Raw genomic sequence first — 22,678 nt, 5'->3', positions numbered from 1 at the left:
GGCCCGCCGGGACAGGGCCGTTCGGCCGTCAGCGGCGCGCCGCAACCCCCGTGAGCGCGGTGACCACCGGGTCGACCGCGTGGAATATCTCCTCGCCGCAGTTGCGGAACATGCCGATCGGTGCCCCGTACGGGTCGTCCAGCTCGTCCGACTCCGGAATGGCGGCCAGCAGCCAGCCGCGCAGCGCGGCGGCCGCCCGGACCAGCGCGCGGGCCCGTTCCGTGACGTCCGCGCCGCGCCGGGGATCGGGCAGCGTGCCCGGGTCGATCGTCCGCACCAGGCGGGTGAACTCCTTCAGCGTGAACGTGCGCAGCCCCGCCTCGTGGCCCATCGAGATCACCTGGGCGCGGTGGTCCAGGGTCGCGGTGAGCACCAGGTCGGCCTCGACCACGTGCTCGTCCAGCAGCTCGCGGCCGGTGAAGCCGCCGCTGTCCGCGCCGTACTCGTCCAGCACGGTCGCGGCGTGGTCCTCCATCGGCGCGCCCACGTGGCCCCAGGTGCCGGCGCTCTCCACCAGGATCCGCCCGGCCACCCGGGGGCTCAGCCGGGTGTCCAGCTCACGCCGGGTGAGCCGCTCGGCGATCGGCGAGCGGCAGATGTTGCCCGTGCAGACGAACAGGATCCGGAAGTGGTCCAGCGGCCTGGGGCCCACACTCAGGTACGGCGCTATGCCGGGCCCGGAGTGGAGCGAGGCGGTCGGCGTCAACTGCCGGCCTCCAGGTCGGGGACGACCTCCCTCAGCTGCTCGACGCTGATCGCGCCCGCCCGCAGCAGGACCGGGACCTTGCCGGTGACGTCGACGATGGACGAGGCGGCGGTGTGGTCCGCCGACCCGCCGTCCAGGTAGACCGAGACGGCGTCGCCGAGCTGCGCCTGCGCCTCGTCACAGGTCACCGGCGACGCCCCGCCGATCCGGTTGGCACTGGAGACGGCCATCGGGCCGGTCGCGTTCAGCAGCTCGATCGCCACCGGGTGCAGCGGCATCCGGACGGCGACGGTGCCGCGGGTCTCGCCGAGGTCCCAGCGCAGCGAGGGCTGGTGCCGGGCGACCAGGGTGAGCCCGCCGGGCCAGAAGGCGTCGACCAGCTCCCAGGCCTGCTCGGAGAAGTCCGTCACCAGGCCGTGCAGGGTGGTCGGCGAGCCGACCAGCACGGGCGAGGGCGTGGCGCGGCCACGGCCCCGGGCCGTCATCAGCTCGCCGACGGCCTCCGGGGAGAAGGCGTCCGCACCGACCCCGTACAGGGTGTCGGTGGGCAGCACGACGAGTTCGCCGCGGCGGACCGCCGAGGCGGCCTCGCGCAGGCCGGTGGCGCGGTCCCCGGCATCGGCACAGTCGTAGCGGCGGCTCATCGGTGCGGTCCCCTTCCGGAGTGGCTCATGGCAGTCACGGCGATCGTCACAGCGCGGCCGTGCGCGCACTGGTGCTGCGCTTGCTGGTCAGGACGACGCCACCCTCCGGGCGGTCGTACTGTGCCTGACCCTTCACGACGCCACCCTCCGGGCGGTCGTACCGTGCCTGACCCTTCACGACGCCACCCTCCGGGCGGTCGTGAAGCGGGGCCGGTTGTTCAGGTCGCGGTGGTCGGCGGTGTCCGTCCAGCCGTGTTCCTCGTTGAAGATCCACGGCACCTGGCCGCCCTGCTGGTCGGCGTGCTCGATGACCACCGCGCCGCCCGGGCGCAGCAGCCGGGCGGCCACCCGCTCGATGCCGCGGATGGTGTCGAGGCCGTCCTCGCCGGAGAACAGCGCCATCTGCGGGTCGTGGTCGCGGGCTTCGGGCGCGACGTACTCCCACTCGGCGAGCGGGATGTACGGCGGGTTGGAGATGACCAGGTCGAAGCGGCCGTCCCAGGAGTGGTCGTCCTCGAAGGCCCGGGTGGCGTCCCCGGCGTGCAGGGTGACGCGGGCGCGGTCCGGGCTGGCGTCGATGTTGCGCCGGGTGTACTGCAGCGCGCCCTCGTCCAGTTCGAAGGCGTGCACGGTCGAGCGCGGCAGTTCCTGGGCCAGGGCGAGGGCGATCGCGCCGGAGCCGGAGCACAGGTCCACCACCAGCGGCTCGGCCACGTCCATGTCGCGCACCGCGTCTATGGCCCACTCGACGACCGTCTCGGTCTCCGGCCGGGGCACGAACACCCCGGGGCCGACGGCGAGTTCGAGGTAGCGGAAGAACGCCCGCCCGGTGATGTGCTGGAGCGGCTCGCGCGCTTCCCGGCGCGAGACCGCCTCCCAGTAGCGGGCGTCGAAGTCGGCGTCCTTCACCGTGTGCAGCTGGCTGCGCTTGACGTTGTGGACGTAGGCGGCGAGTTCCTCCGCGTCGAAGCGCGGCGACGGCACGCCGGCCGCGGCCAACCGCTGGGTGGCCTGGGCCACCTCGGCGAGCAGCAGGTTCATCCGTACGACCTCGTTTCTGCGCTCCGGCTCGCGGACTGCGCGTGGGCTGGGGCGCGCCGGTCTCAGTTCTCTTGGGCCGCGGCGAGCTTGACCGCCGCGTCCTTGTCCACGCAGGACTGGATCACCGGGTTCAGGTCGCCGTCCAGGACCTGGTCCAGGTTGTACGCCTTGAATCCCGTGCGGTGGTCCGAGATGCGGTTCTCGGGGTAGTTGTACGTCCGGATCCGCTCGGAGCGGTCCACGGTGCGGACCTGGCTGCGGCGCGCGTCCGAGGCCTCGCGCTCGGCCTCCTCCTGCGCGGCGGCCAGCAGCCGCGAACGCAGGATGCGCATCGCCTGCTCCTTGTTCTGCAGCTGGCTCTTCTCGTTCTGGCAGGACGCCACGATACCGGTCGGCAGGTGGGTGATCCGGACGGCGGAGTCAGTGGTGTTGACCGACTGGCCGCCGGGGCCCGAGGAGCGGTAGACGTCGATCCGCAGGTCGTTGGCGACGATCTCGACCTCGACCTCCTCCGCCTCGGGGGTGACCAGCACGCCCGCCGCGGAGGTGTGGATGCGGCCCTGGGACTCGGTGGCGGGGACACGCTGCACGCGGTGCACGCCGCCCTCGTACTTCAGCCGGGCCCAGACGCCCTGGCCGGGCTCCGTGCTGTTGCCCTTGGTCTTCACGGCCACCGAGACGTCCTTGTAGCCGCCGAGGTCGGACTCGTTGGCGTCGATGATCTCGGTCTTCCAGCCGATCCGCTCCGCGTAGCGCAGGTACATCCGGAGCAGGTCGCCGGCGAACAGCGCGGACTCCTCGCCGCCCTCGCCCGCCTTGATCTCCAGGATGACGTCCTTGTCGTCGCTCGGGTCGCGCGGCACCAGCAGCAGCCGCAGCTGCTCGGTGAGCTCGTCGCGGCGCGCCTCGGAGTCCTTCACCTCGGAGATGAACTCCGGGTCCTCGAGGGCGAGTTCGCGGGCGGCCTCGATGTCCTCGCCGGCCTGCCGCCACTCCCGGTAGATCCGGGTGATCGGGGTCAGCTCGGCGTAGCGCTTGGCCAGCTTGCGCGCGTTGTTCTGGTCGGCGTGGACGGACGGGTCGGCCAGCCTCTTCTCGAGGTCGGCGTGCTCGACGAGGAGCTCTTCGACTGCCTCGAACATGGGGTGGCCTTCTTCCCGGGGGTTCGGATGGTGCGGTGTGGGCGGTGCGTGGGGGGACGCGAACGGCGCCGGTCCCCGGCGCCCCCGACAACGAGTACGGGGGCGCCGCGAACCGGCGCCGAGGGAGCGCTAGGCCTTCGCGCTGTGCTGCTTGCCGAAGCGGGCCTCGAAGCGGGCCACACGGCCACCGGTGTCGAGGATCTTCTGCTTGCCGGTGTAGAACGGGTGGCACTGCGAGCAGACCTCGGCGCGGATCTCGCCACTGGTCTCGGTCGAGCGGGTGGTGAACTCGGCACCGCAGGTGCAGGTCACGTGCGTGAGCACATACTCGGGGTGAACGTTGGACTTCAAGGGATGCTCCTAGGTTTCGGGAGGGCACCGGGTCGGCGGCTGGAGCGCCGCACGTGAACCGGGACCGACGGACCAGTCTGCCAGGACCGGCCGCATCTTCCCAAACCGGGGCCCGTTCCGGGATATTCCGGGCCCCGCTCAGCGCGCGGTGGCCGGGTTCGTCCCGGTCTTCGGGGTGGCGTGCGCGGTGGCCTTCGGGGAGGGCTTCCCCCCGGCACCTGCGGTACCTGCGGCTGCGGAGGCCCCGGCGGCTCCGGAGGTCCTCGCGGACGTCGACGGGGTGGCCGCGGGGTCGGCCTGGGCGGGGTTCTCCGGCTGCGCGGAGACGACCGCCTGCGGGAACGGCTGGTCAGCCTTGAGGGCGGCCCAGACCTGGTCGGCCTGCGGCTGCTGCTCGACCACCCGGTTCGGGTCGCCGGGGGCGGCCGCCACCGGCAGGGTGACCATGCCGAGCTGCTCCGGCCCGATCCCCTTGAGTTCCTGGGCGAGCCCGACCAGCGCGTTCACCGAGCCGAGCGCGGAGTCGGTGGTGACGCTCCTGGTCACCGTGTCGCCGATCGACCACGCCTTGACCGGGTCGGTGAACAGTCCCGCCCCGCCGGCCTGCCGGAGCAGCGACTTCACCATCTGCTTCTGCAGCTCGATCCGGCCGAGGTCGCTGCCGTCGCCGACGCCGTGCCGGGTGCGGACGAAGGCGAGCGCCTGCTGCCCGTCCAGGTGGTGCTCCCCGGCCGGCAGGTCGAGGCCGCTGTCCTTGTCGTGGATGGCCACCGTGGTGGTCACGGTGGCCCCGCCTATCGCGTCCACGACCCGGGCGAAGCCGGCGAAGTCGACCTGCAGGTAGTGGTCCATCCGCAGTCCGGTGAGCTGCTCGGTGGTCTTGACCGCGCAGGCCGCGCCGCCGGTCTCGAAGGCGCTGTTGTACATCGCGCGTTTGGCCCCGGCGACGGTCCTGCCGCTCGCGTCGGTGCAGTCGGGGCGGGTGACCAGGGTGTCGCGCGGTATCGAGACGATCTGCGCGCCCGAGTGGGCCTGGTTGATGTGCACCACCATCGCGGTGTCCGAGCGGGCGGTGTCGCCGGTGTCCCCGCCGGCCAGGGAGCCGTTGTCGCCGTTCCGCGAGTCGGAGCCCAGCACCAGGATGTTGAAGGAGCCGTCGGTGGCGGCCGGCGGCCGGGCGCCGCCGAGGCGGCCGTCGATGTCGACGCTCTTGATGTTGCCGTTGAGCTTGACGTACGCGTAGACGGCCGCGCCGGCGCCGAGGACGACGAACGCGACCAACGCGCAGGCGGCCGTCCGCAGGACCTTGCGGCGGCGACTCAGGACCCTCTTGTGCTCGGCCATACGGTCCAGAGTAAATCGGACAAGATGATCCAGACGCCCCCAAGATGTCCCGACTCTGGAACAAAGCGGGCCTGGACGCACGGAACCCCGGACCGCTCGCGCGATCCGGGGTTCCGTGCTGTGACAACCGTCCGGCTACGGTCAGTCGTTGGAGCCGGGGGTGGTCTTGGCGATCTGCATCAGGAACTCGGCGTTGCTCTTGGTCTGCTTCATCTTGTCCAGGAGCAGCTCGATCGCCTGCTGCGAGTCGAGCGCGTGCAGCACCCGGCGCAGCTTCCAGACGATGGCCAACTCCTCGCTGCCGAGCAGGATCTCCTCCTTGCGGGTGCTGGAGGCGTCCACGTCGACGGCCGGGAAGATGCGCTTGTCCGAGAGCTTCCGGTCGAGCTTGAGCTCCATGTTGCCGGTGCCCTTGAACTCCTCGAAGATCACCTCGTCCATCCGCGAGCCGGTCTCGACCAGCGCGGTGGCCAGGATGGTCAGCGAGCCGCCGTTCTCGATGTTGCGCGCGGCACCGAAGAACTTCTTCGGCGGGTACAGCGCGGTCGAGTCGACACCACCGGACAGGATGCGGCCGGAGGCCGGCGCCGCCAGGTTGTAGGCGCGGCCCAGGCGGGTGATCGAGTCCAGCAGGATGACCACGTCGTGGCCCAGCTCGACCAGGCGCTTGGCGCGCTCGATGGCCAGCTCGGCGACGGTGGTGTGGTCCTCGGCCGGGCGGTCGAAGGTCGAGGAGATGACCTCGCCCTTCACCGACCGCTGCATGTCGGTGACCTCTTCCGGACGCTCGTCGACCAGGACGACCATCAGGTGGCACTCGGGGTTGTTGTGGGTGATCGCGTTGGCGACCGCCTGCAGCACCATCGTCTTGCCGGTCTTCGGCGGCGCGACGATCAGACCGCGCTGGCCCTTGCCGATCGGCGACACGAGGTCGATGATCCGGGTGGTCAGCACGCCCGGGTCGGTCTCCAGGCGCAGCCGGTCCTGCGGGTACAGCGGGGTGAGCTTGTTGAACTCGGGGCGGCCCCGGCCGCTCTCCGGGTCCATGCCGTTGACGGAGTCCAGCCGCACCATGGCGTTGAACTTCTCGCGGCGCTCACCGTCGCGCGGCTGGCGCACCGCACCGGTGATGGCGTCGCCCTTGCGCAGGCCGTTCTTGCGGACCTGGGCGAGCGAGACGTAGACGTCGTTCTGGCCCGGCAGGTAGCCGGAGGTGCGCACGAACGCGTAGTTGTCGAGGATGTCGAGGATGCCGGCGACCGGGATCAGGACGTCGTCCTCGCCGACCACGGGCTCGGCCGGGCCGGCCTCGAAGCCCTCGCGGCCGCGACGGCCCCGGCGGTCGCGGTAGCGGCCACGACGGCCGCGACGGCCCTCGCCGAACTCGTCGTCGTCGTAACCGCCCTGCTGAGCCTGGGGCTGCTGCTGGGTCTGCGGGGCCTGGCGGCCCTGCTGGTCGCCCTGGCTGCTCTGGCCGCCGCTCTGCGGCTGGCCCTGCTGGCCCTGGCGGTCGGTGCGCTCACGACGGTTGCGGCGGTCGCGGCGCGACTCGCGCGAGTCGGCGTCCTGGGCCTCGGCGGACTCCGGACGCTCGGCGCGCTCGGTCCGCTCCGTGCGGTCAGCGCGGTCAGTGCGCTCGGTGCGCTCGCCGGAGTCGCGGCGGTCACGCCGCTCGCGGCGGTCGCGACGGCTCTCGCGGCTGTCCTCGCGGCTCTCGGCCGTGCGGGCCTCGCCCTGCTTCGGCTCGGCGACCGTCACGGCGGCGTCGGCCGAGCCCTCGGCGCCGACCGGCGCGGTGGGGGCGCCGGCGGCCGCGGTGGCGCGGCGGCGGGTGCGCTCGGCACGGGCGGGCGCGGCGGTCTCGGCGGCGGCCTGGACCGGGATCTCGATCTGGGCCTGCGGCTCGGCGGCGGCCGGGGCCTCGGCGGCGGCAGCAGCGGCCGCGGCGGCCTTGGTACGGCGGGCCGGCTTCTCCGCCGGGGCCTCGGCCTCCGCCTTCGCGGCGGTGCGCTTGGCGGCCGGGGCGCCACCGGCGGCGAGCAGCGGGTCTCCGCCGCTCTTCTCCTTGATGGTCTCGATCAGCTGGCTCTTGCGCATGCGTCCGGTACCGGTGATGCCAAGGTCCCCGGCGAGCTTCTGCAGCTCGGCCAGGACCATGCCGTCCAGGCCCGCGGCGGCGCTGCGGCGGCGGCGCGCCGGGGCAGCGGGGGCGGCTGCGTCCGACGCTTCGGCGTCCGGGCGCGCGCCCATCAGATCGGTGGAGTCGCTCACTAAGGGTCCTTCCCTGGAGCGGACGTCGGCCTGTCTGGCTCGGCGACCGGTTGTGCTGTCCTGACCGACGCTCGACTGCGTCGGTCCGAGGCGGTGATCCCTCGAACGGCGGGAGCCTGTCGAGGGAGGGCTGCGAGGTGCGGTGCGTGAAGCACGGTGGTGCTGAGTGGCGCGTGGGCCGGTCGTGTGTCGACCTCCCCTGAGGGCGTAACCCCCACGCTGCCTGCGAATCCCGGGCCCCCGTCGCGTGACGGTGGCCCGCGCTCCGCCCGTCCTGGCCTCAAGGTGGGAGGCCGCGGGTGGGAGTCAGGTGCCGTCACGGCTTCGGGATGCGGCCGCGTGTCGCGCAGGCAGGCTGCGTACGCGCTGCGGTGGGCTCCCGGAGAATCGTCGCCCCGTGCATCGCCGGGACTCCACGGCAGTGGAGTGCTGGGATCGGGACGCGGCGCACCGGGCCCCGGAGGGCACCTGGTGCAGCAATGAGGTTAACACTACCGACCCCCTCAGACATTCCCCAGCCTGGTGCTTGCCAATCGTGTCCGTGGGCCCGGCTCGGCGCGGTGCCGGGGCCGGGCCCGTACGGGCAGCTCAGACGTCCAGCGGGAGCACCACGGCCCCGGCGCGGTCGACGTCCAGCCGGTGCGCGGCGAACCCCGGATCGCCGCCGTGGCCGTGGTGCCCGGCGAAGGAGAGCACCTTGTCGACGCCCGCCTCGTCGGTGAGCGCCAGGACGGTCGGGCCGGCCCCGGAGATGACCGCGGGGACGCCCTCCGCGCGCAGCGCGCCGACCAGTCCGGCGCTGTCCGGCATGGCGGAGGCGCGGTAGTCCTGGTGCAAGCGGTCCTCGGTGGCGGGGAAGAGCAGTTCGGGCCGCCGGGTCAGGGCCTCCACCAGCAGCGCGGAGCGGCCGGCGTTGATGGCGGCGTCGGCCAGCGGGACGGTCCTGGGGAGCAGGCCGCGGGCGGTCTCGGTGAGCACCGCGCCGGCCGGGACGAACACGACCGGGACGACCAGCTCGGAGGGTTCCAGGGAGACCGCCTTGGCCGACTCCTCGTCGGTCCACGCGATGGTGAAGTTGCCGCGCAGGCAGGCCGCGACGTTGTCCGGGTGGCCCTCCAGCTCGGAGGCGAGGGCCAGCAGCGCGTCGTCGTCCAGCGCCGACGGGCCGCCGATGGTGACCGCGCGGGCGGCCACGATGCCGGCGCAGATGGCGGCGGAGGAGGAGCCGAGGCCCCGGCCGTGCGGTATCCGGTTGGCGCAGACCACTTCGAGGCCGCGCGGCTGGCCGCCGAGCCGGTCGAAGGCGGCGCGCATCGAGCGGACCAGCAGGTGGCGCTCGTCGCGCGGCAGCGTCTCGGCGCCCTCGCCGGCGATGTCGACGGCGAGGCCGGAGTCGGAGACCCGGACGACCACGTCGTCGTACAGACCCAGCGCGAGTCCGAAGGCGTCGAAGCCGGGGCCGAGGTTGGCACTGGTCGCGGGAACCCGGACCCGGACGGCGGCGGCACGGAACGCAGGACCGGCCATGCGGTGGACTCTCCTGGGGAAATCGGGCGGCGCGGAGCGCGTCGTCGGTGCGAGGTGGGGGAAAGGGCCGCGGGCCCCGGTCGGGGCGGGTGGCCGCGGTCGTCGGCGCGGCCCGGACGGCGCCGGGCCCGGGGCATGTGCCACACGGCCGAAGCCAGAGTATCGAAGAGAGGTTCCCCAGCGGTACACCCCGTGGGGCTTCGATCTGGTGTGTTGCCGGTTCTGGCCGGAATGCGTGCCGGAATCGGATCGGAATGCGAAGCGGAATTGACACAAAAGTGTCAGTGGAGAGCTTTGACGGGCCGACCCCCGAAAGGGTCAGCCCGTCGAAGTGTCAGACTCCGCTACCGGTCGAGCAGTCCGAGCTGCCGGGCCGCCGCCTGCGGGTCGACCGGGACGATCTGCGGCTGCGGCGCGCCGGCCACCGCCCAGTCCGGGTCCTTGAGGCCGTTGCCGGTCACGGTGCAGACGATCCGCTGGCCCGGGTCGACCAGGCCGGCCTCCGCCTTGGCCAGCAGGCCGGCCACCGAGGCGGCCGAGGCGGGCTCCACGAAGACGCCCTCCTGAGAGGCCAACAGCCGGTAGGCGGCCAGGATCTGACGGTCTGTCACCTTGTCGATGAGGCCGCCGGACTCGTCCCTCGCGGCGAGCGCGAAGTCCCAGGAGGCCGGGTTGCCGATCCGGATCGCGGTGGCGATGGTCTGCGGCTTGAGCACCGGCGCGCCGTCCACGATCGGGGCCGAGCCGGAGGCCTGGAAGCCCCACATCCGCGGGGTGCGCGAGGAGAGGCCGTCCGCGCGGTACTCGCGGTAGCCCTTCCAGTACGCGGTGATGTTGCCCGCGTTGCCGACCGGCAGGACGTGGATGTCCGGGGCGTCGCCGAGCATGTCGACGATCTCGAAGGCCGCGGTCTTCTGGCCCTCGATGCGCACCGGGTTCACCGAGTTGACCAGGGCCACCGGATACTTCTCGGACAGTTCACGCGCAAGGGTGAGGCAGTCGTCGAAGTTCCCGTCGACCTGCAGGATCCGGGCGCCGTGCACCAGCGCCTGGCCCATCTTCCCGAGGGCGATCTTGCCCTGCGGGACGAGCACCGCGGAGACCATCCCGGCCCGCACCGCGTACGCGGCGGCGGAGGCCGAGGTGTTGCCGGTGGACGCGCAGATGACCGCCTGCGCGCCCTCCTCCTTGGCCTTGGAGATGGCCATCGTCATCCCGCGGTCCTTGAAGGAGCCGGTCGGGTTGGCGCCCTCGACCTTGAGGTAGACCTCGCAGCCGGTGCGCTCGGACAGCACCTGGGCGGGGACCAGGGGCGTGCCGCCCTCCAGCAGGGTGACCACCGGGGTGGCCGCGGTGACCGGCAGGCGGTCCCGGTACTCCTCGATCAGGCCGCGCCACTGGTGGGTGTGCGCGCCTCGGACGACGTTCTCGGCAACGGCGTTCATGGCAGTTCCTTATTCCCCTTCGACCCGCATGATGCTGGCCACGTCCCGCACGCTGTCCAGCGCGCGGAGCTTGTCGACCGTCGCCGACAGCGCGGCGTCGGTGGCACGGTGGGTGACCACGACGAGCGAGGCGTCGCCGTCGCGGCCCTGCTGGCGCACGGTGTCGATGGAGACGCCGTGCTCGGCGAAGACGGACGCCACCTGGGCGAGCACACCCGCGCGGTCGTCCACGTCCAGGCTGACGTGGTAGCGGGTGACCACCTCGTCCATCGGCTTGGCGGGCAGCTGCGTGTACACCGAGTCGCCGGGGCCGGTGGCGCCGGCCAGCTTGTTGCGGCAGACCGCGACCAGGTCGCCGAGCACCGCGGAGGCGGTCGGCGCGCCGCCCGCGCCGGGGCCGTAGAACATCAGCCGGCCGGCCGCCTCGGCCTCGACGAAGACCGCGTTGTACGCCTCGCGGACGGAGGCCAGCGGGTGCGAGAGCGGGATCATCGCCGGGTGGACCCGCGCGGTGACGGACTCGCCGTCGGCGGCCCGCTCGCAGATCGCGAGCAGCTTGACCACGCAGCCCATCTCCTTGGCGGAGGCGATGTCGGCCGCGGTCACCTCGGTGATGCCCTCGCGGTAGACGTCCGCCGCGGTCACCTCGGTGTGGAAGGCGATGCCGGCCAGGATCGCGGCCTTGGCGGCGGCGTCGAAGCCCTCGACGTCGGCCGTCGGGTCGGCCTCGGCGTAGCCCAGCGCGGTGGCCTCCTCCAGCGCCTCCGAGTAGCCGGCGCCGGTGGTGTCCATCTTGTCGAGGATGAAGTTGGTGGTGCCGTTGACGATGCCCAGCACCCGGTTGACCTTGTCGCCCGCGAGGGACTCGCGCAGCGGGCGCAGCAGCGGGATCGCGCCCGCCACCGCCGCCTCGTAGTACAGGTCCACCCCGGCCCCGGCGGCCGCCGCGTGCAGCGCGGTGCCGTCCTGGGCGAGCAGCGCCTTGTTGGCGCTGACCACCGAGGCGCCCTGCTCGAAGGCCGACAGGATCAGGGATTTGGACGGCTCGATGCCGCCCACCACCTCGACCACCACGTCGATGTCGCCGCGGCCGACCAGGGCCTCGGCGTCGGTGGTGATGAGGTGCTCGGGCACGCCCGGGCGCACCCGCCCGGCCCGGCGGACCGCGATCCCGGCCAGCTCCACCGGGGCACCGATGCGAGCGGCGAGGTCGTCGGCCGTCGTCGTCATGATGCGCGCCACCTCGGAGCCCACCACACCACAACCCAGCAACGCCACCTTCAGCGGGCGCGTACGCATCATCCGACTCCGCTCTGCATTCATCTGCTTCGGTATTTCCGGCGGTTTTCCCGCCCGCCGGGAACTTCGGTCCGTACCAGTCTCCGGGACTTTCCGCACGGATCTACGGTCGTTCCATGATCTGAGACAAGGATTTCGTCATCCGATATCGAGACGCAGGAGATCCTCCTCCGTCTCGCGCCGGACGATCACCCGGGCCGCACCGCCCTCGACGGCCACCACCGGCGGCTTGAGGGCGTGGTTGTAGTTGCTCGCCATCGAACGGCAGTAGGCGCCGGTGGCGGGCACCGCGATCAGGTCCCCCGAGGCCAGGTCGGCCGGCAGGAAGGCGTCCCGGACGACGATGTCGCCGGACTCGCAGTGCTTGCCGACCACCCTGACCAGCATCGGCTCGGCCTCGCTGGTGCGCGAGACCAGGGCCACCGAGTACTCGGCGTCGTACAGCGCGGTACGGATGTTGTCGGACATCCCGCCGTCCACGCTGACATAGGTGCGCAGGCCCGCCACCGGCTTGACGGTGCCGACCTCGTACAGCGTGAACGCCGTCGGGCCGACGATCGCCCGGCCCGGCTCCACGCTCAGCCGGGGCGCGTCCAGCTGCGCGGCGGCGCACTCGCGGCGGACGATGTCGGCCAGCGCGGCCGCGATCTCGGCCGGCTCGCGCGGGTCGTCGTCGCTGGTGTAGGCGATGCCGAGGCCGCCGCCGAGGTCGATCTCGGGCAGCTGCACGCCGTGCTCGTCGCGGATCTCGGCCAGCAGGCCGACCACCCGGCGGGCCGCCACCTCGAAGCCGGCCGTGTCGAAGATCTGCGAGCCGATGTGCGAGTGGATGCCGCGCAGCTCCAGGCTGCCGTGGCCGAGCACCCGGCGCACCGCCTCGGCGGCCGCTCCCCCACCCAGCGACAGCCCGAACTTCTGGTCCTCGTGCGCGGTGGCGATGAACTCGTGGGTGTGCGCCTCGACGCCGACGGTGACCCGGATCAGCACCTGCTGGCGCACGCCCTGGCGGGCGGCGATCGCGGCCAGCCGCTCGATCTCCTCGTACGAGTCGACCACGATGTGCCCGACCCCGGTCTTCACCGCGTTCTCGAGCTCGTCCACCGACTTGTTGTTGCCGTGCAGCGCGATCCGCTGCGGCGGCATCCCGGCGGCCAGCGCGACGGCCAACTCGCCCGCGCTGCACACGTCGAGGTTGAGGCCCTCCTCGTGCAGCCAGCGCACGACCGCCTTGGAGAGGAACGCCTTGCCGGCGTAGTAGACGTCCGCCCCGGCGCCGAAGGCGTCCCGCCAGGCGCGCGCCCGGGCCCGGAAGTCCTCCTCGTCGAGCACGTACGCCGGGGTGCCGAACTCGGCCGCCAGCTGCCTGACACCGATCCCGCCGACGGTGGCCTCGCCGTCGGCGCCGCGGGCGACGGTGCGCGACCAGACCTTGGGGTCGAGCGCGTTCAGGTCGGCCGGCGGGGCCTGGTAGTGGCCCTCGGGCAGCACATCGCCGTGCCGGGGGCCTGCGGGGTGTGCGGAGCGACTCATGTCTCTCGGTTTCCTTGACCTATGGCGAGGGGCGGCGACGGTCCCCGTTGACCGTCAGCCGCCCCCGCTGTGCGCTTGGGGGTGGTTCCTACATCCGCTCGGGCGCCGTCACGCCCAGGAGCGTCAGGCCGTTGGCGAGCACGGTGCGCGTCGCCTCGACCAGCCAGAGGCGGGCGTGCGTGAGGTCCGTGACCTCGTCGTCACCCTTGGGCAGGACCGGGCAGTTGTCCCAGAAGCGGTGGTACGCGCCGGCCAGACCCTCCAGGTACACGGCGACCCGGTGCGGCTGGCGGAACTCGCCGGCCTCGGCCAGCACGCCGGGGAACTCGGCGAGCCGGCCGAGCAGTTCGTTCTCCCACTCGGTGGCCAGCAGCTCCGGTTTGAAGTCGGCCGAGCGCGTGATGCCCAGGTCCGCCGCCTTGCGCTGCAGCGAGGACATCCGGGCGTGCGCGTACTGGACGTAGAAGACCCGGTTCTCGTTGGTCTGGCTGGTCAGGATGTTGATGTCCAGCGTGATCGTCGAGTCCGTGGAGGAGCGCGCCAGGGTGTAGCGGGCGGCGTCCACGCCGATCCACTCGACCACGTCGTCGATCGTGATGATGTTGCCCGCACGCTTGGACATGCGGACCTCTTCGCCGTCGCGAAGCATCTTCACGAACTGGCCGATCTTCACCTCGATGTTGCGGTTCATGTCGTCGCCCGCGCAGGCCGAGATGGCCTTGAGGCGGTTGACGTAGCCGTGGTGGTCGGCGCCCAGCATGTAGAGCGCGACCTCGGCGCCGCGGTCCCGCTTGGACAGGTAGTAGGCGGCGTCGGCGGCGAAGTAGGTCTTGTCGCCGTCGGCCTTGATCAGGACGCGGTCCTTGTCGTCGCCGAAGTCGGTGGTGCGCAGGAAGACCGCGCCGTCCGCCTCGAAGACGTGGCCCTGCTCGCGCAGCCGGTCGATGGCCTTCTCGACGGCGCCGGAGTCGTGCAGCGACTTCTCCGAGAACCACACGTCGAAGTGGGTGCCGAACTCCTCCATGGAGCGCTTGATCTCGGCCACCATGAGCTTCAGGCCCTCGGTGCGGAAGACCTCCAGCTGCTCGGCCTCGGGCAGGTCGAGGACGCCCGGGATCGCGTCGGTGAGCGCCTTGGCGATGTCGCCGATGTACTCGCCGACGTACCCGTCGGCCGGCACCTCGCGGCCGTTCGCGGCGGCCTGCAGCGAGGCGGCGAACTTGGAGATCTGCACGCCCGCGTCGTTGAGGTAGTACTCGGTGGTGACGTCGGCGCCGGAGGCCCGCAGCACGCGTGCCAGCGAGTCGCCGACGGCGGCCCAGCGGACGCCGCCGATGTGGATCGGGCCGGTGGGGTTGGCGGAGACGAACTCCAGGTTGATCCTGAGGCCCTTGAGCGCCTCGTTGCGGCCGTAGGCCTCGCCCGCCTCGACGATGGTGCGCGCCAGCGCACCGGCGGTGGCGGTGTCCAGGGTGATGTTCAGGAAGCCCGGACCGGCGATGTCGACCTGAGCGACGCCGGTGATCCCTCGCAGCCGCTCGGCCAGCACCTCGGCAATGGCTCGCGGCGGCCTGCCGGCCGCCTTGGCGAGCTGGAGGGCCACGTTGGTCGCGTAGTCGCCGTGGTCCCTGTTCTTGGGCCGCTCGACCGTCACGTGCTCGGGCACGGCGACGGCCAGCTCGCCCGCCTCGACGGCGGCGCGCACTGCGGCCTGGACTGCCTGGGAAAGCTCTGCGGGGGTCACGACGCCAAGCGTAGGCGAGACGGGGTGCCCGCCCGCCACCCGGTTTACCGGTTGAGACGCCGCCGCACCGTCCCTCCAGGGGTGTCAGCCGCGATCCGTCCGCTCTGTTCGCTCAGGGCGAAACGCGGCCGACGGTCCGCCCGCCATCAGCCGGCGCACCAGCGCCACCAGGTCCGCCGGGTCGAAGGGCTTGCCCAGGTAGCCGTCCACGCCGACGGTCTCCCCCAGGTCCAGGTCCGCCGGACTGCAGGCGCTCACGATCGCGATCGGGAGCCGGCTGGTGGCCGGCGTCGCGCGCAGCCGGGCCGCCGTCCGCAGGCCGTCCAGCCGCGGCATCACCACGTCCAGCGTCACCACGTCGGGCTGCACCCGGCGGATGACCTCCAGGCACTCGGCGCCGTCGGCGGCGGTCACCACCTCGAAGCCCTCGAGCTCCAGGTTGACCCTGATCAGCTGGCGGATCACCTCGCTGTCGTCCACCACGAGGACCCGCCCGGACACTCCCGACACCTCACCGAGGGTATCCGCGGGCCCGCCGCGCCGTCCGGCCTTTGGGCACTTCCGCGGCCGCCCGCCCGCGGCCGCCCCCGCCCGGCTCCCGGAAAACCCGTGCACGGACCGCGGCCCGGGCCTGGTAGTGTTCTCCACGTCGGAAGCGCGAGCGCCCGACAGGCCGATAGGCCCCCGTAGCTCAGGGGATAGAGCACCGCCCTCCGGAGGCGGGTGCGTAGGTTCGAATCCTACCGGGGGCACTCACGCAGTGAGTGCGAGAGTGCAATCGAGGCCCAGACCAGTGGAGTTGTCCACGGATCTGGGCCTTCGTCATGTTCCGGGCCGGTCGCCGGGGCCTGCCCGCCCGGACGGTGCGGGCCGGGCGGGGCCGGGTCAGGAGGCGGCGACTTCGGCCTGGGCGTAGAGCGTCGCGATGGTGTGGTCGAAGTAGGCGCTGTACGAGACGTCGTCGGTGTCGCCGCCCTGCTGGTAGCCGCCGATGGCGCCGACCACGTCGCCGGTGGCGGCGTTGATCCACGGGCCGCCGCTGGTGCCCGCCGGGTAGGCGGGGCACTGGATGACCCGCTGGTAGGCGCTCTGTTGGCCGCTCGTGTTGGTGCACAGGTTGGGCACCTCGGAGCCGGCGGGGTAGCCGTAGAGGCGGACGGTGGCGTCGAAGGGCTCGTCGGCGCCCAGGCGGTTGCCGCCGACCACGTCCTCGACCTTGCGGCCGTTGCTGGGGGCCGTCTCCAGGATCGCGAAGTCCTCGTCCACGTCGCCCTTCTGGGCCCAGCCGGCGGTGGTGTGGATCGCGGTCACCTTCCAGGTGCCGTACGGGGCGGAGCCGTTGCGGTAGCCGGGGACGAAGGTGACGCCGTCGGTGCTGTCGAGGCAGTGCGCGGCGGTCAGCAGCAGGTTGCCGGTGGGGCTGTGCAGCACGCTGGCGGTGCAGAAGTGGTTGCCGGCCGCCACCGATCCGCTGAACAGCGCGCCCACGGTGGCGGTTTCGTGGGCGTCGGCGGGGGCGGGCGCGGTGGTGCCGGGCGCGGCGCCGTGGGTGGCGGGGGCGGCCGACGGGGTGTCGGCCGGGGCGGCGCTCGCGGTCGGGCCGTCGGTCGCACTGCCGGTCGGGCCGTCGGTCGGGGCCGGGCTCTCGGTCGGGGCCGGGCTCTCGGTCGGCGTGGGGGCCACCGCCGGGACGGCCGCCGACGCGGCGCCGGTCGGGGCGGGTGCGGCGGCGACGCGGGTGCTGCGGGCGGACTTGCCGGCGGCCGTCGCGTCGGAGAGGTCCAGCCCGTGCGTCCCGGCGACCACGGCGGCCACGACGACGGCGGACAGCGCGGTGAACAGGGACGGGCCCAGGAGACGGCGTCGGGATCTCCGGCGGCTGTGCTGACCCATGCCTTGTCTCCTGCCGGGTTCGGGGGCGGCGTCCGATCAACGACTATGACGCCTCAGCCTGGAAAGGTCGTTACCGGAGGCTGGGATCCTGATGAGAAAAACCTCACCCCGCGGCGAGTAAGCGGTCCAGCTCCCCCGCGGTGAGGAACGCGGTGTGCGTCCCGGCCGCCGTGCACGCGAACGCCCCGGCCGCCGAGCCGGCCCGGGCGCAGTCCAGCGGCGGGCGGCCCCGGAACCACGCGTACAGGAAGCCGGAGACGAAGGCGTCCCCGGCGCCGTTGGTGTCCACCACCGGGCGGCCCGGGTCGACGGCCGGCAGGTGGCGCGGTGCGCGGTCGCCGCGGGTGAGCAGGTGGCAGCCCTCGGCGCCCGCGGTGGCGACGACCAGCTGTGCGCGGCCCTCGGCGAGGATGGCCCGCATCACCTGCTCGTGCCGTCCGCGGCAGCCGGCCACCGAGAGGAAGACCAGGTCGGAGCGGAGCGCGTAATCGCGGTGGTGCGGGTCGGCGCCGTCCCAGTCGTGCAGGTCGGTGGAGGTGGTGCGGCCGAGCCGGTGGAGGTCGCCGTACATGTCGCGGTTGACGCCGGTGATGGAGAGGTGGACGTGCCGGCTGCGTTCGGCGTACGGCAGGTAGAAGGCGCGCGACAGTCGGAGGCCGGCGGGGTGGCGGCCGTCGTAGAAGGAGAAGCGGCGGCCTGCGGCGTCGACCAGGTTGACCCCGCGCGGGGTGCCGTGCGGGCTCACCAGGTGGGCGAAGTGCAGGCCGTGGCGCTCGTAGGCGGCGCGAACCAGCGCGCCTTGCGGGTCGTCGCCCAGGAAGTCGAGGAAGGCGGTGCGCAGGCCGAGGTGGTGGGCGCCGAGGGCGACGCCGTTGCCGGTGTGGCCGACGTAGTCGCGCACCGGCTCGACGTACTGCGAGTCGCCGGGCGGGATCTCCAGCCGGTCGACCCGGACGATGGTGTCCACGCCCGCGCCGCCGACGACCAGCAGGTCGAACTCGGGCGGTGCGGGGGCGGCCCCGGCGGTTGCGGCCTCGATGCTCGCGGTCTCGGCGCTCGCGGGCGTGGTCTCCGGCTGCACGACGGCGCCTCCTTGATCCCTGGACGGTGTCCAGGAGTCAAGCAGGCGCCGGAGGTTGACTGCAAGACCTTGCTGCAATTTTCAATCGGCAGGTGGCCGCTCCACCCCCGCTTCGGTACGCGCCTCGTCGCCGACCCGGACGTTGGCCCGGACGTTGGCCCGGACGTTGGCCCGGACGTCGGCCATGGCGGCGGCCCGCGGACTCGGCCGCCCGTCCACGTCCCGCCCGGCGGACGCCGTGGCCGCGGCGGCCTCCGGTTCGGCCCCGCCCGTCACGGCGGTGGCCTCACCGGGCTCCGGCCGGTGGTCGATCATCAGGAAGGCGACCAGCGCGGCCAGCAGCAGGATGCCCATCGCCACCCAGGTCGCGATCACGTAGCCGTGCACCGCGCCCTGGGCGCGGACCGCCGGGCTAGACGCGATCCGGGTGGCCAGGAAGCTCGCGGTGGCGCTCGCGGCGACCGTGTTCAGCAGCGCCGTACCGAACGAACCACCCACCTGCTGGGCCGAGTTGATGGTGGCCGCGGCCGCTCCGGCCTCGTTCGGGGCGACCCCGAGGGTGGCCAGGCTCATCGACGGCATGAACACCAGGCCCATGCCGAAGCCGAGCAGCAGTTCGGCGGGCAGCACCATGCCGGCCCACGGGCTGTCCACCCGCATCTGGGTCAGCCAGGCCATGCCGCCCGCGGCGAGCAGCAGGCCGGGGCCGATCAGGTTGCGGGACGGCACCCTGGTCATCAGCCGGGCCGCGAAGCCCGTCGAACTCACCACGATGGCGGCCGTCATGGGCAGGAAGGACAGGCCGGAGACCACCGGCGAGAAGTGCTTGATGGCCTGCAGGTAGTAGGTGAGGAACAGGAACAGGCCGAACATGCCGACCATGGCCAGGCCGACCGAGAGCGCGCCGCCGCCGCGGTTGCGGTCGGCGACGATGTGCACCGGCAGCAGCGGGTGCGCGCTGCGCCGCTCGACCAGGACGAACACCACGAGCAGGGCCGCGCCCAGGACCAGCGAGCCGAGCACCAGGCCGTCGACCCAGCCGCGGGTCACCGCCTCGGAGGTGCCGAAGACGATCGCCAGCAGGCCGCCGCAGCCGAGCAGCGCGCCCGGCAGGTCCAGCCTGACCCGGCGCCCCTTGGCGACGTGGTCGCGCTTCAGCACCGAGAACGCGGCGAAGGCGGTGGCGACGGCGATCGGGGCGTTGACGAACAGGCACCAGCGCCAGTTCAGGTACTCGGTCAGCAGCCCGCCGGCGATGAAGCCGATCGCGGCGCCGCCGCCGGCGATCGCGCCGAAGATGCCGAAGGCCGTACTGCGTTCCCTCGGGTCGGAGAAGGTGGTGGAGAGCAGCCCCAGCGCGGAGGGGGCGAGCAGGGCACCGAACGCGCCCTGGAGGGCGCGGGCGGCGAAGAGCATGGTCGGGTCGACCGCGGCGCCGCCGAGGGCGGAGGCGAGGGCGAAGCCGAGCAGGCCGATGGTGAAGACGCGCTTGCGGCCGAAGAGGTCGCCCAGCCGTCCGCCGAGCAGCAGCAGGCCGCCGAAGGCGAGCGTGTAGGCGGTGATCACCCACTGCCGGTCGGCGTCGGAGATGCCCAGGTCCCGCTGGGCGGACGGCAGTGCGATGTTCACGATGGTGATGTCGAGGACGATCATGAGTTGGGCGATGGCGATGACCGCCAGCGCCCACCAGCGGCGGCTGTCCGCGTCCTCATGACCGGTGGCAGGTTGGGCAGTCACTGGTCGAGCCTTCCGGAGTGGGTGCGGAGAGGTCACGCAGTCGCCTTCCAGCCAATACCCGGGCCCGACGGGATGGCAAGGAAAAACCTCACCAAATCGGACCTTTGGGACAAAAGAACCAGGGCCTTGGGACACCGGGACGAACCCCCCGGCCCTGGTTCCGTACGGCCGGCTAGAGCACCGAGAGCTCCTCGACCAGGTCGTCCAGGCCCAGCGAGCCCTGCGAGAGGGCCGCCATGTGCCAGGCCTTGAGGTCGAACTCCTCGCCGCGCGCCTCGTGCGCCGCCCGCGCCGCCGCCCGGCCGCGCAGCCAGGCGCGCTCGCCGAGCTTGTAGCCGATCGCCTGGCCGGGCATGCCCAGGTAGCGGACCAGTTCGCTGTCCAGGAAGTCGGCGGACATGCCGCAGTACTGCCCGAAGAACTCGCGCGCGTGCTCCGGGCTCACCGGCTCGCCCGGCTTGTACGGGGAGTCGGCCGGGAAGTCCAGGCCCGCGTGCATGCCGATGTCGACGATCACCCGCAGCGCCCGCATCATCTGCGCGTTGAGGTAGCCGAGGCGCTGGCCCGGGTCGGTGAGGTAGCCGAGCTCGTCCATCAGGCGCTCGGCGTACAGCGCCCAGCCCTCCAGGTTGGCGCTGACCCCGCCCAGGCTGACCTGGTAGGTGGAGAGGCGGTCGGCGACGTGGTTCCACTGGGCGAGCTGCAGGTGGTGGCCCGGGACGCCCTCGTGGTACCAGATCGAGACCAGGTCCCAGAGCGGGAAGCGCTCCCGGCCGAGCAGCGGCAGCCAGGTCCGCCCCGGGCGGTTGAAGTCCAGCGACGGCGGGGTGTAGTACGGCGCGGCGGCGCTGCCGGCCGGCGCGATCCTCGACTCGACCCGGGTGACGCGCTCGGCCAGGTCGAAGTGGATGCCCTGGAGGTCCCGGATCGCCTGGTCCATCAGGCCCTGCAGGTGCTCCCGGATGCCCTCGGCGCCCTCGACGGCGGGGCCGTCGGTGCCCAGCCAGGCCATCGCCGCCATCGGGTCGGCGCCCGGAAGGACCTTCTCGGCCTCGGCCCGCATCTGGGCGAGCAGGTCGTGGAACTCGGTCCAGGCCCACGCGTAGGCCTCGTCCAGGTCCAGGTCCGCGCCGGACCAATAGCGCACCCACCGGCGGTAGCGCTCGCGGCCCACCTCGTCCGGGGTGCCGGCCGCGGCCGGGCCGTACACGTCCCGCAGCCAGTCGCGCAGCGCGGCCAGCGCCTCGGCGGCGGCCACCGCGTGCCCGGACAGCTCGGCGCGCAGGGGCTCCGGCGCGTCCTGGGCGAACTGCCCGAACCAGCCGCCGGGCACGTCGCCCGCCAGCCACTCGGCGATCTGCCCGACCACCGTCGTCACCTGGCGCGGGCCCGCCAGCAGGCCGCGCTCGATGCCCGCGGCCAGGGTCTGCCGGTACTGCTCCAGCGCGACCGGGACCTTCGCCAGCCGGCGGCCGACCACCTGCCACTCGGCCTCGGTGCCGGTGGCCATCAGGGTGAAGGACTCCCGCAGGTCGTGCACCGGGGAGGCCAGGTTGCGCACCGCGCGGAAGTGCTCCCCCGCGTCGTGGACGGCGAGTTCGGCGGTCAGCCGCTCGCGCAGCAGCCGGGCGCAGCGGCGCTCGGCCTCGTTCTCGGCGGCGCCGGCCCGCTCGGCCTCGTCGAGCTGCGCGAGGGTGCGGCGGGCGAGGTCGGCGATCGCGGCGGGGCCCGCCGGGGAGAGGTCGGGCAGCCGGTCGTCCTCGGGGTTCAGGCCGAGGTAGACCGCGGTCAGCGGGTCGAGCTCGGCGAGCGCGTGGACGTAGCCGTCGGCGATGCGGCGCGGGGTGGTGCCGTCGGCGGTGATCAGTTCTTCAACCATCCGGACATCATGGCGTGGTGCGGCCGGTTTGCAACCCCTTTGCGGACCCCGGCCGACCCGTCCGCCCCGGGGCCGGCCCGCGGGAATCCGTTCGCCCGCGACAGGATCCGATCCGTCCGGCGCCCATTACGCTGGCCGCCATGGAAGCCCGCCCCACCCCGGCAGCCGATCAGGTGCCCGCCCCGGCCGTACCCGACGTGCGCCCGCGCCGCACCGGATACCGGCGGCTGCCGGTGCAGCAGCGGCGCGAGCAGCTGATCGCGGTCGCCCTGGAGCTGTTCGCCTCCCGGCCGCCCGAGGAGGTGGGCCTGGACGACGTCGCCGAAGCCGCCGGGGCCTCCCGCCCGCTGGTCTACCGCTACTTCGCGGGCGGCAAGCAGCAGTTGTACGAGGCCGCGCTGCGCACCGCCGCCGACGAGCTGACCAGCCGCTTCGCCGTACCCCTGGCCGGGACGCCGTCCGAGCAGCTGGCGGCCGTGCTGGACGGCTACTTCGCCTTCGTGGCCGAGCACGACGCGGGCTACTCGGCGCTGCTGCGCGGCGGTTCGGTGGTGGAGACGGCCCGCACCTCGGCGATCGTGGACGACGTCCGGCGGGCGGCGCTGCGGCGCACGCTGCGCCACCTGGGCGTGCGGGAGGCCGGGCCGCGGCTGACGCTGCTGGTGCGCTCGTGGATCGCGGTGGTCGAGGGCGCATCGCTGAGCTGGCTGGACGAGGGGCGCGCGCTGCCGGTGACCGAGCTGCGCGACTGGCTGGTGGACCAGTTCACCGCGATGGCGGCGGCGACGGCGCTGCGCGATCCGCAGACGGCGCAGGTGCTGGCGGGACTGCTCGCGCTGGAGGGGCCGGACGCCCCGCGGGCGGAGCGGCTGCGCGAGGTGCTGGCGGCCCGGTAGGGCCCGACCCCCGTGCCAAGGGTCGGGGCTGTGCCGACTAGATGACTGATGCCAAGGGGTTCAGTGGTCGTACGCGGTCAGCGAGCGCATGACGGGCTGGCCAGTGTGGTCGTTGTGCCAGATCGCGGCGGTCAGCGCGAGGATCCGC

Annotated in this window: 18 protein-coding genes and 1 tRNA gene; 2 read left to right on the top strand and 17 right to left on the bottom strand. The window is 73.0% G+C overall.

The annotated features are described in order from the left end of the window. Positions 1-28 precede the first annotated feature (28 nt). The 13 genes from AC0B61_RS24050 to AC0B61_RS23990 form a co-directional block, all read right to left on the bottom strand. A complete protein-coding gene (locus AC0B61_RS24050; protein WP_471742903.1) occupies positions 29-670 on the bottom strand; it encodes an arsenate reductase/protein-tyrosine-phosphatase family protein in 642 nt (213 codons plus the stop codon). Positions 671-702: 32 nt separating this feature from the next. Continuing rightward, a complete protein-coding gene (locus AC0B61_RS24045; RefSeq protein ID WP_471742796.1) occupies positions 703-1,350 on the bottom strand; it encodes an L-threonylcarbamoyladenylate synthase in 648 nt (215 codons plus the stop codon). 174 nt (positions 1,351-1,524) lie between these two features. Next, the gene (gene prmC / locus AC0B61_RS24040) at positions 1,525-2,391 is read right to left on the bottom strand and encodes a peptide chain release factor N(5)-glutamine methyltransferase (RefSeq protein WP_471742795.1); all 867 of its coding nucleotides are present in this window, start codon (positions 2,389-2,391) and stop codon (positions 1,525-1,527) included. 62 nt (positions 2,392-2,453) lie between these two features. Beyond that, positions 2,454-3,533 carry a peptide chain release factor 1 gene (prfA, locus tag AC0B61_RS24035; protein WP_471742794.1) on the bottom strand — a complete coding sequence of 360 codons (1,080 nt, stop codon included), beginning with the start codon at positions 3,531-3,533 and terminating at the stop codon, positions 2,454-2,456. A 129-nt stretch (positions 3,534-3,662) separates the two neighbouring features. Further along, on the bottom strand, positions 3,663-3,884 hold the full coding sequence (rpmE, locus tag AC0B61_RS24030; protein WP_471742793.1) for a 50S ribosomal protein L31: 222 nt from the start codon (positions 3,882-3,884) through the stop codon (positions 3,663-3,665). Between the two features lie 138 nt (positions 3,885-4,022). Next, the gene (locus AC0B61_RS24025) at positions 4,023-5,228 is read right to left on the bottom strand and encodes an LCP family protein (protein WP_471742792.1); all 1,206 of its coding nucleotides are present in this window, start codon (positions 5,226-5,228) and stop codon (positions 4,023-4,025) included. A gap of 141 nt (positions 5,229-5,369) precedes the next feature. Further along, positions 5,370-7,499 carry a transcription termination factor Rho gene (gene rho, locus AC0B61_RS24020; RefSeq protein WP_471742791.1) on the bottom strand — a complete coding sequence of 710 codons (2,130 nt, stop codon included), beginning with the start codon at positions 7,497-7,499 and terminating at the stop codon, positions 5,370-5,372. 588 nt (positions 7,500-8,087) lie between these two features. Next, positions 8,088-9,026 (bottom strand): homoserine kinase, encoded by a 939-nt coding sequence (thrB, locus tag AC0B61_RS24015; protein WP_471742790.1) that lies wholly within the window; start codon positions 9,024-9,026, stop codon positions 8,088-8,090. A 344-nt stretch (positions 9,027-9,370) separates the two neighbouring features. After that, entirely contained in the window at positions 9,371-10,471 is a 1,101-nt protein-coding gene (thrC, locus tag AC0B61_RS24010) for a threonine synthase (RefSeq protein ID WP_471742789.1), read from the bottom strand. Between the two features lie 9 nt (positions 10,472-10,480). After that, a complete protein-coding gene (locus AC0B61_RS24005; protein ID WP_471742788.1) occupies positions 10,481-11,773 on the bottom strand; it encodes a homoserine dehydrogenase in 1,293 nt (430 codons plus the stop codon). A 135-nt stretch (positions 11,774-11,908) separates the two neighbouring features. Next, positions 11,909-13,300 carry a diaminopimelate decarboxylase gene (gene lysA, locus AC0B61_RS24000; protein WP_471742787.1) on the bottom strand — a complete coding sequence of 464 codons (1,392 nt, stop codon included), beginning with the start codon at positions 13,298-13,300 and terminating at the stop codon, positions 11,909-11,911. A gap of 88 nt (positions 13,301-13,388) precedes the next feature. Beyond that, positions 13,389-15,044: an arginine--tRNA ligase gene (gene argS, locus AC0B61_RS23995; RefSeq protein WP_471742786.1), complete on the bottom strand. Its 1,656-nt coding sequence runs from the start codon at positions 15,042-15,044 to the stop codon at positions 13,389-13,391. 84 nt (positions 15,045-15,128) lie between these two features. After that, positions 15,129-15,545, bottom strand: coding sequence for a response regulator (locus tag AC0B61_RS23990; RefSeq protein WP_471742902.1), 417 nt, complete (start codon positions 15,543-15,545; stop codon positions 15,129-15,131). A 179-nt stretch (positions 15,546-15,724) separates the two neighbouring features. Here AC0B61_RS23990 and AC0B61_RS23985 point away from each other — a divergent pair. Next, positions 15,725-15,796 (top strand) — tRNA-Arg (locus tag AC0B61_RS23985). A 133-nt stretch (positions 15,797-15,929) separates the two neighbouring features. Here the strand turns inward: AC0B61_RS23985 and AC0B61_RS23980 are convergent. The 4 genes from AC0B61_RS23980 to AC0B61_RS23965 form a co-directional block, all read right to left on the bottom strand. Further along, a complete protein-coding gene (locus AC0B61_RS23980) occupies positions 15,930-16,937 on the bottom strand; it encodes a trypsin-like serine peptidase (RefSeq protein WP_471742785.1) in 1,008 nt (335 codons plus the stop codon). 103 nt (positions 16,938-17,040) lie between these two features. Continuing rightward, positions 17,041-17,976 carry a carbohydrate kinase family protein gene (locus AC0B61_RS23975; protein ID WP_471742901.1) on the bottom strand — a complete coding sequence of 312 codons (936 nt, stop codon included), beginning with the start codon at positions 17,974-17,976 and terminating at the stop codon, positions 17,041-17,043. A 123-nt stretch (positions 17,977-18,099) separates the two neighbouring features. Beyond that, positions 18,100-19,755 carry an MFS transporter gene (locus AC0B61_RS23970; protein WP_471742784.1) on the bottom strand — a complete coding sequence of 552 codons (1,656 nt, stop codon included), beginning with the start codon at positions 19,753-19,755 and terminating at the stop codon, positions 18,100-18,102. Positions 19,756-19,927: 172 nt separating this feature from the next. Beyond that, positions 19,928-21,634 (bottom strand): DUF885 domain-containing protein, encoded by a 1,707-nt coding sequence (locus AC0B61_RS23965; RefSeq protein ID WP_471742783.1) that lies wholly within the window; start codon positions 21,632-21,634, stop codon positions 19,928-19,930. 140 nt (positions 21,635-21,774) lie between these two features. On the opposite strand from AC0B61_RS23965, the gene AC0B61_RS23960 reads away from it, so the two are divergent. Beyond that, entirely contained in the window at positions 21,775-22,530 is a 756-nt protein-coding gene (locus AC0B61_RS23960; protein ID WP_471742782.1) for a TetR/AcrR family transcriptional regulator, read from the top strand. The last annotated feature ends 148 nt before the right edge of the window (positions 22,531-22,678 follow it).

The organism is Kitasatospora sp. NPDC023385, assembly GCF_055664045.1.
The sequence above is the reverse complement of the archived record's forward strand: the minus strand, read 5'-3'. Positions and strand labels throughout refer to the sequence as shown.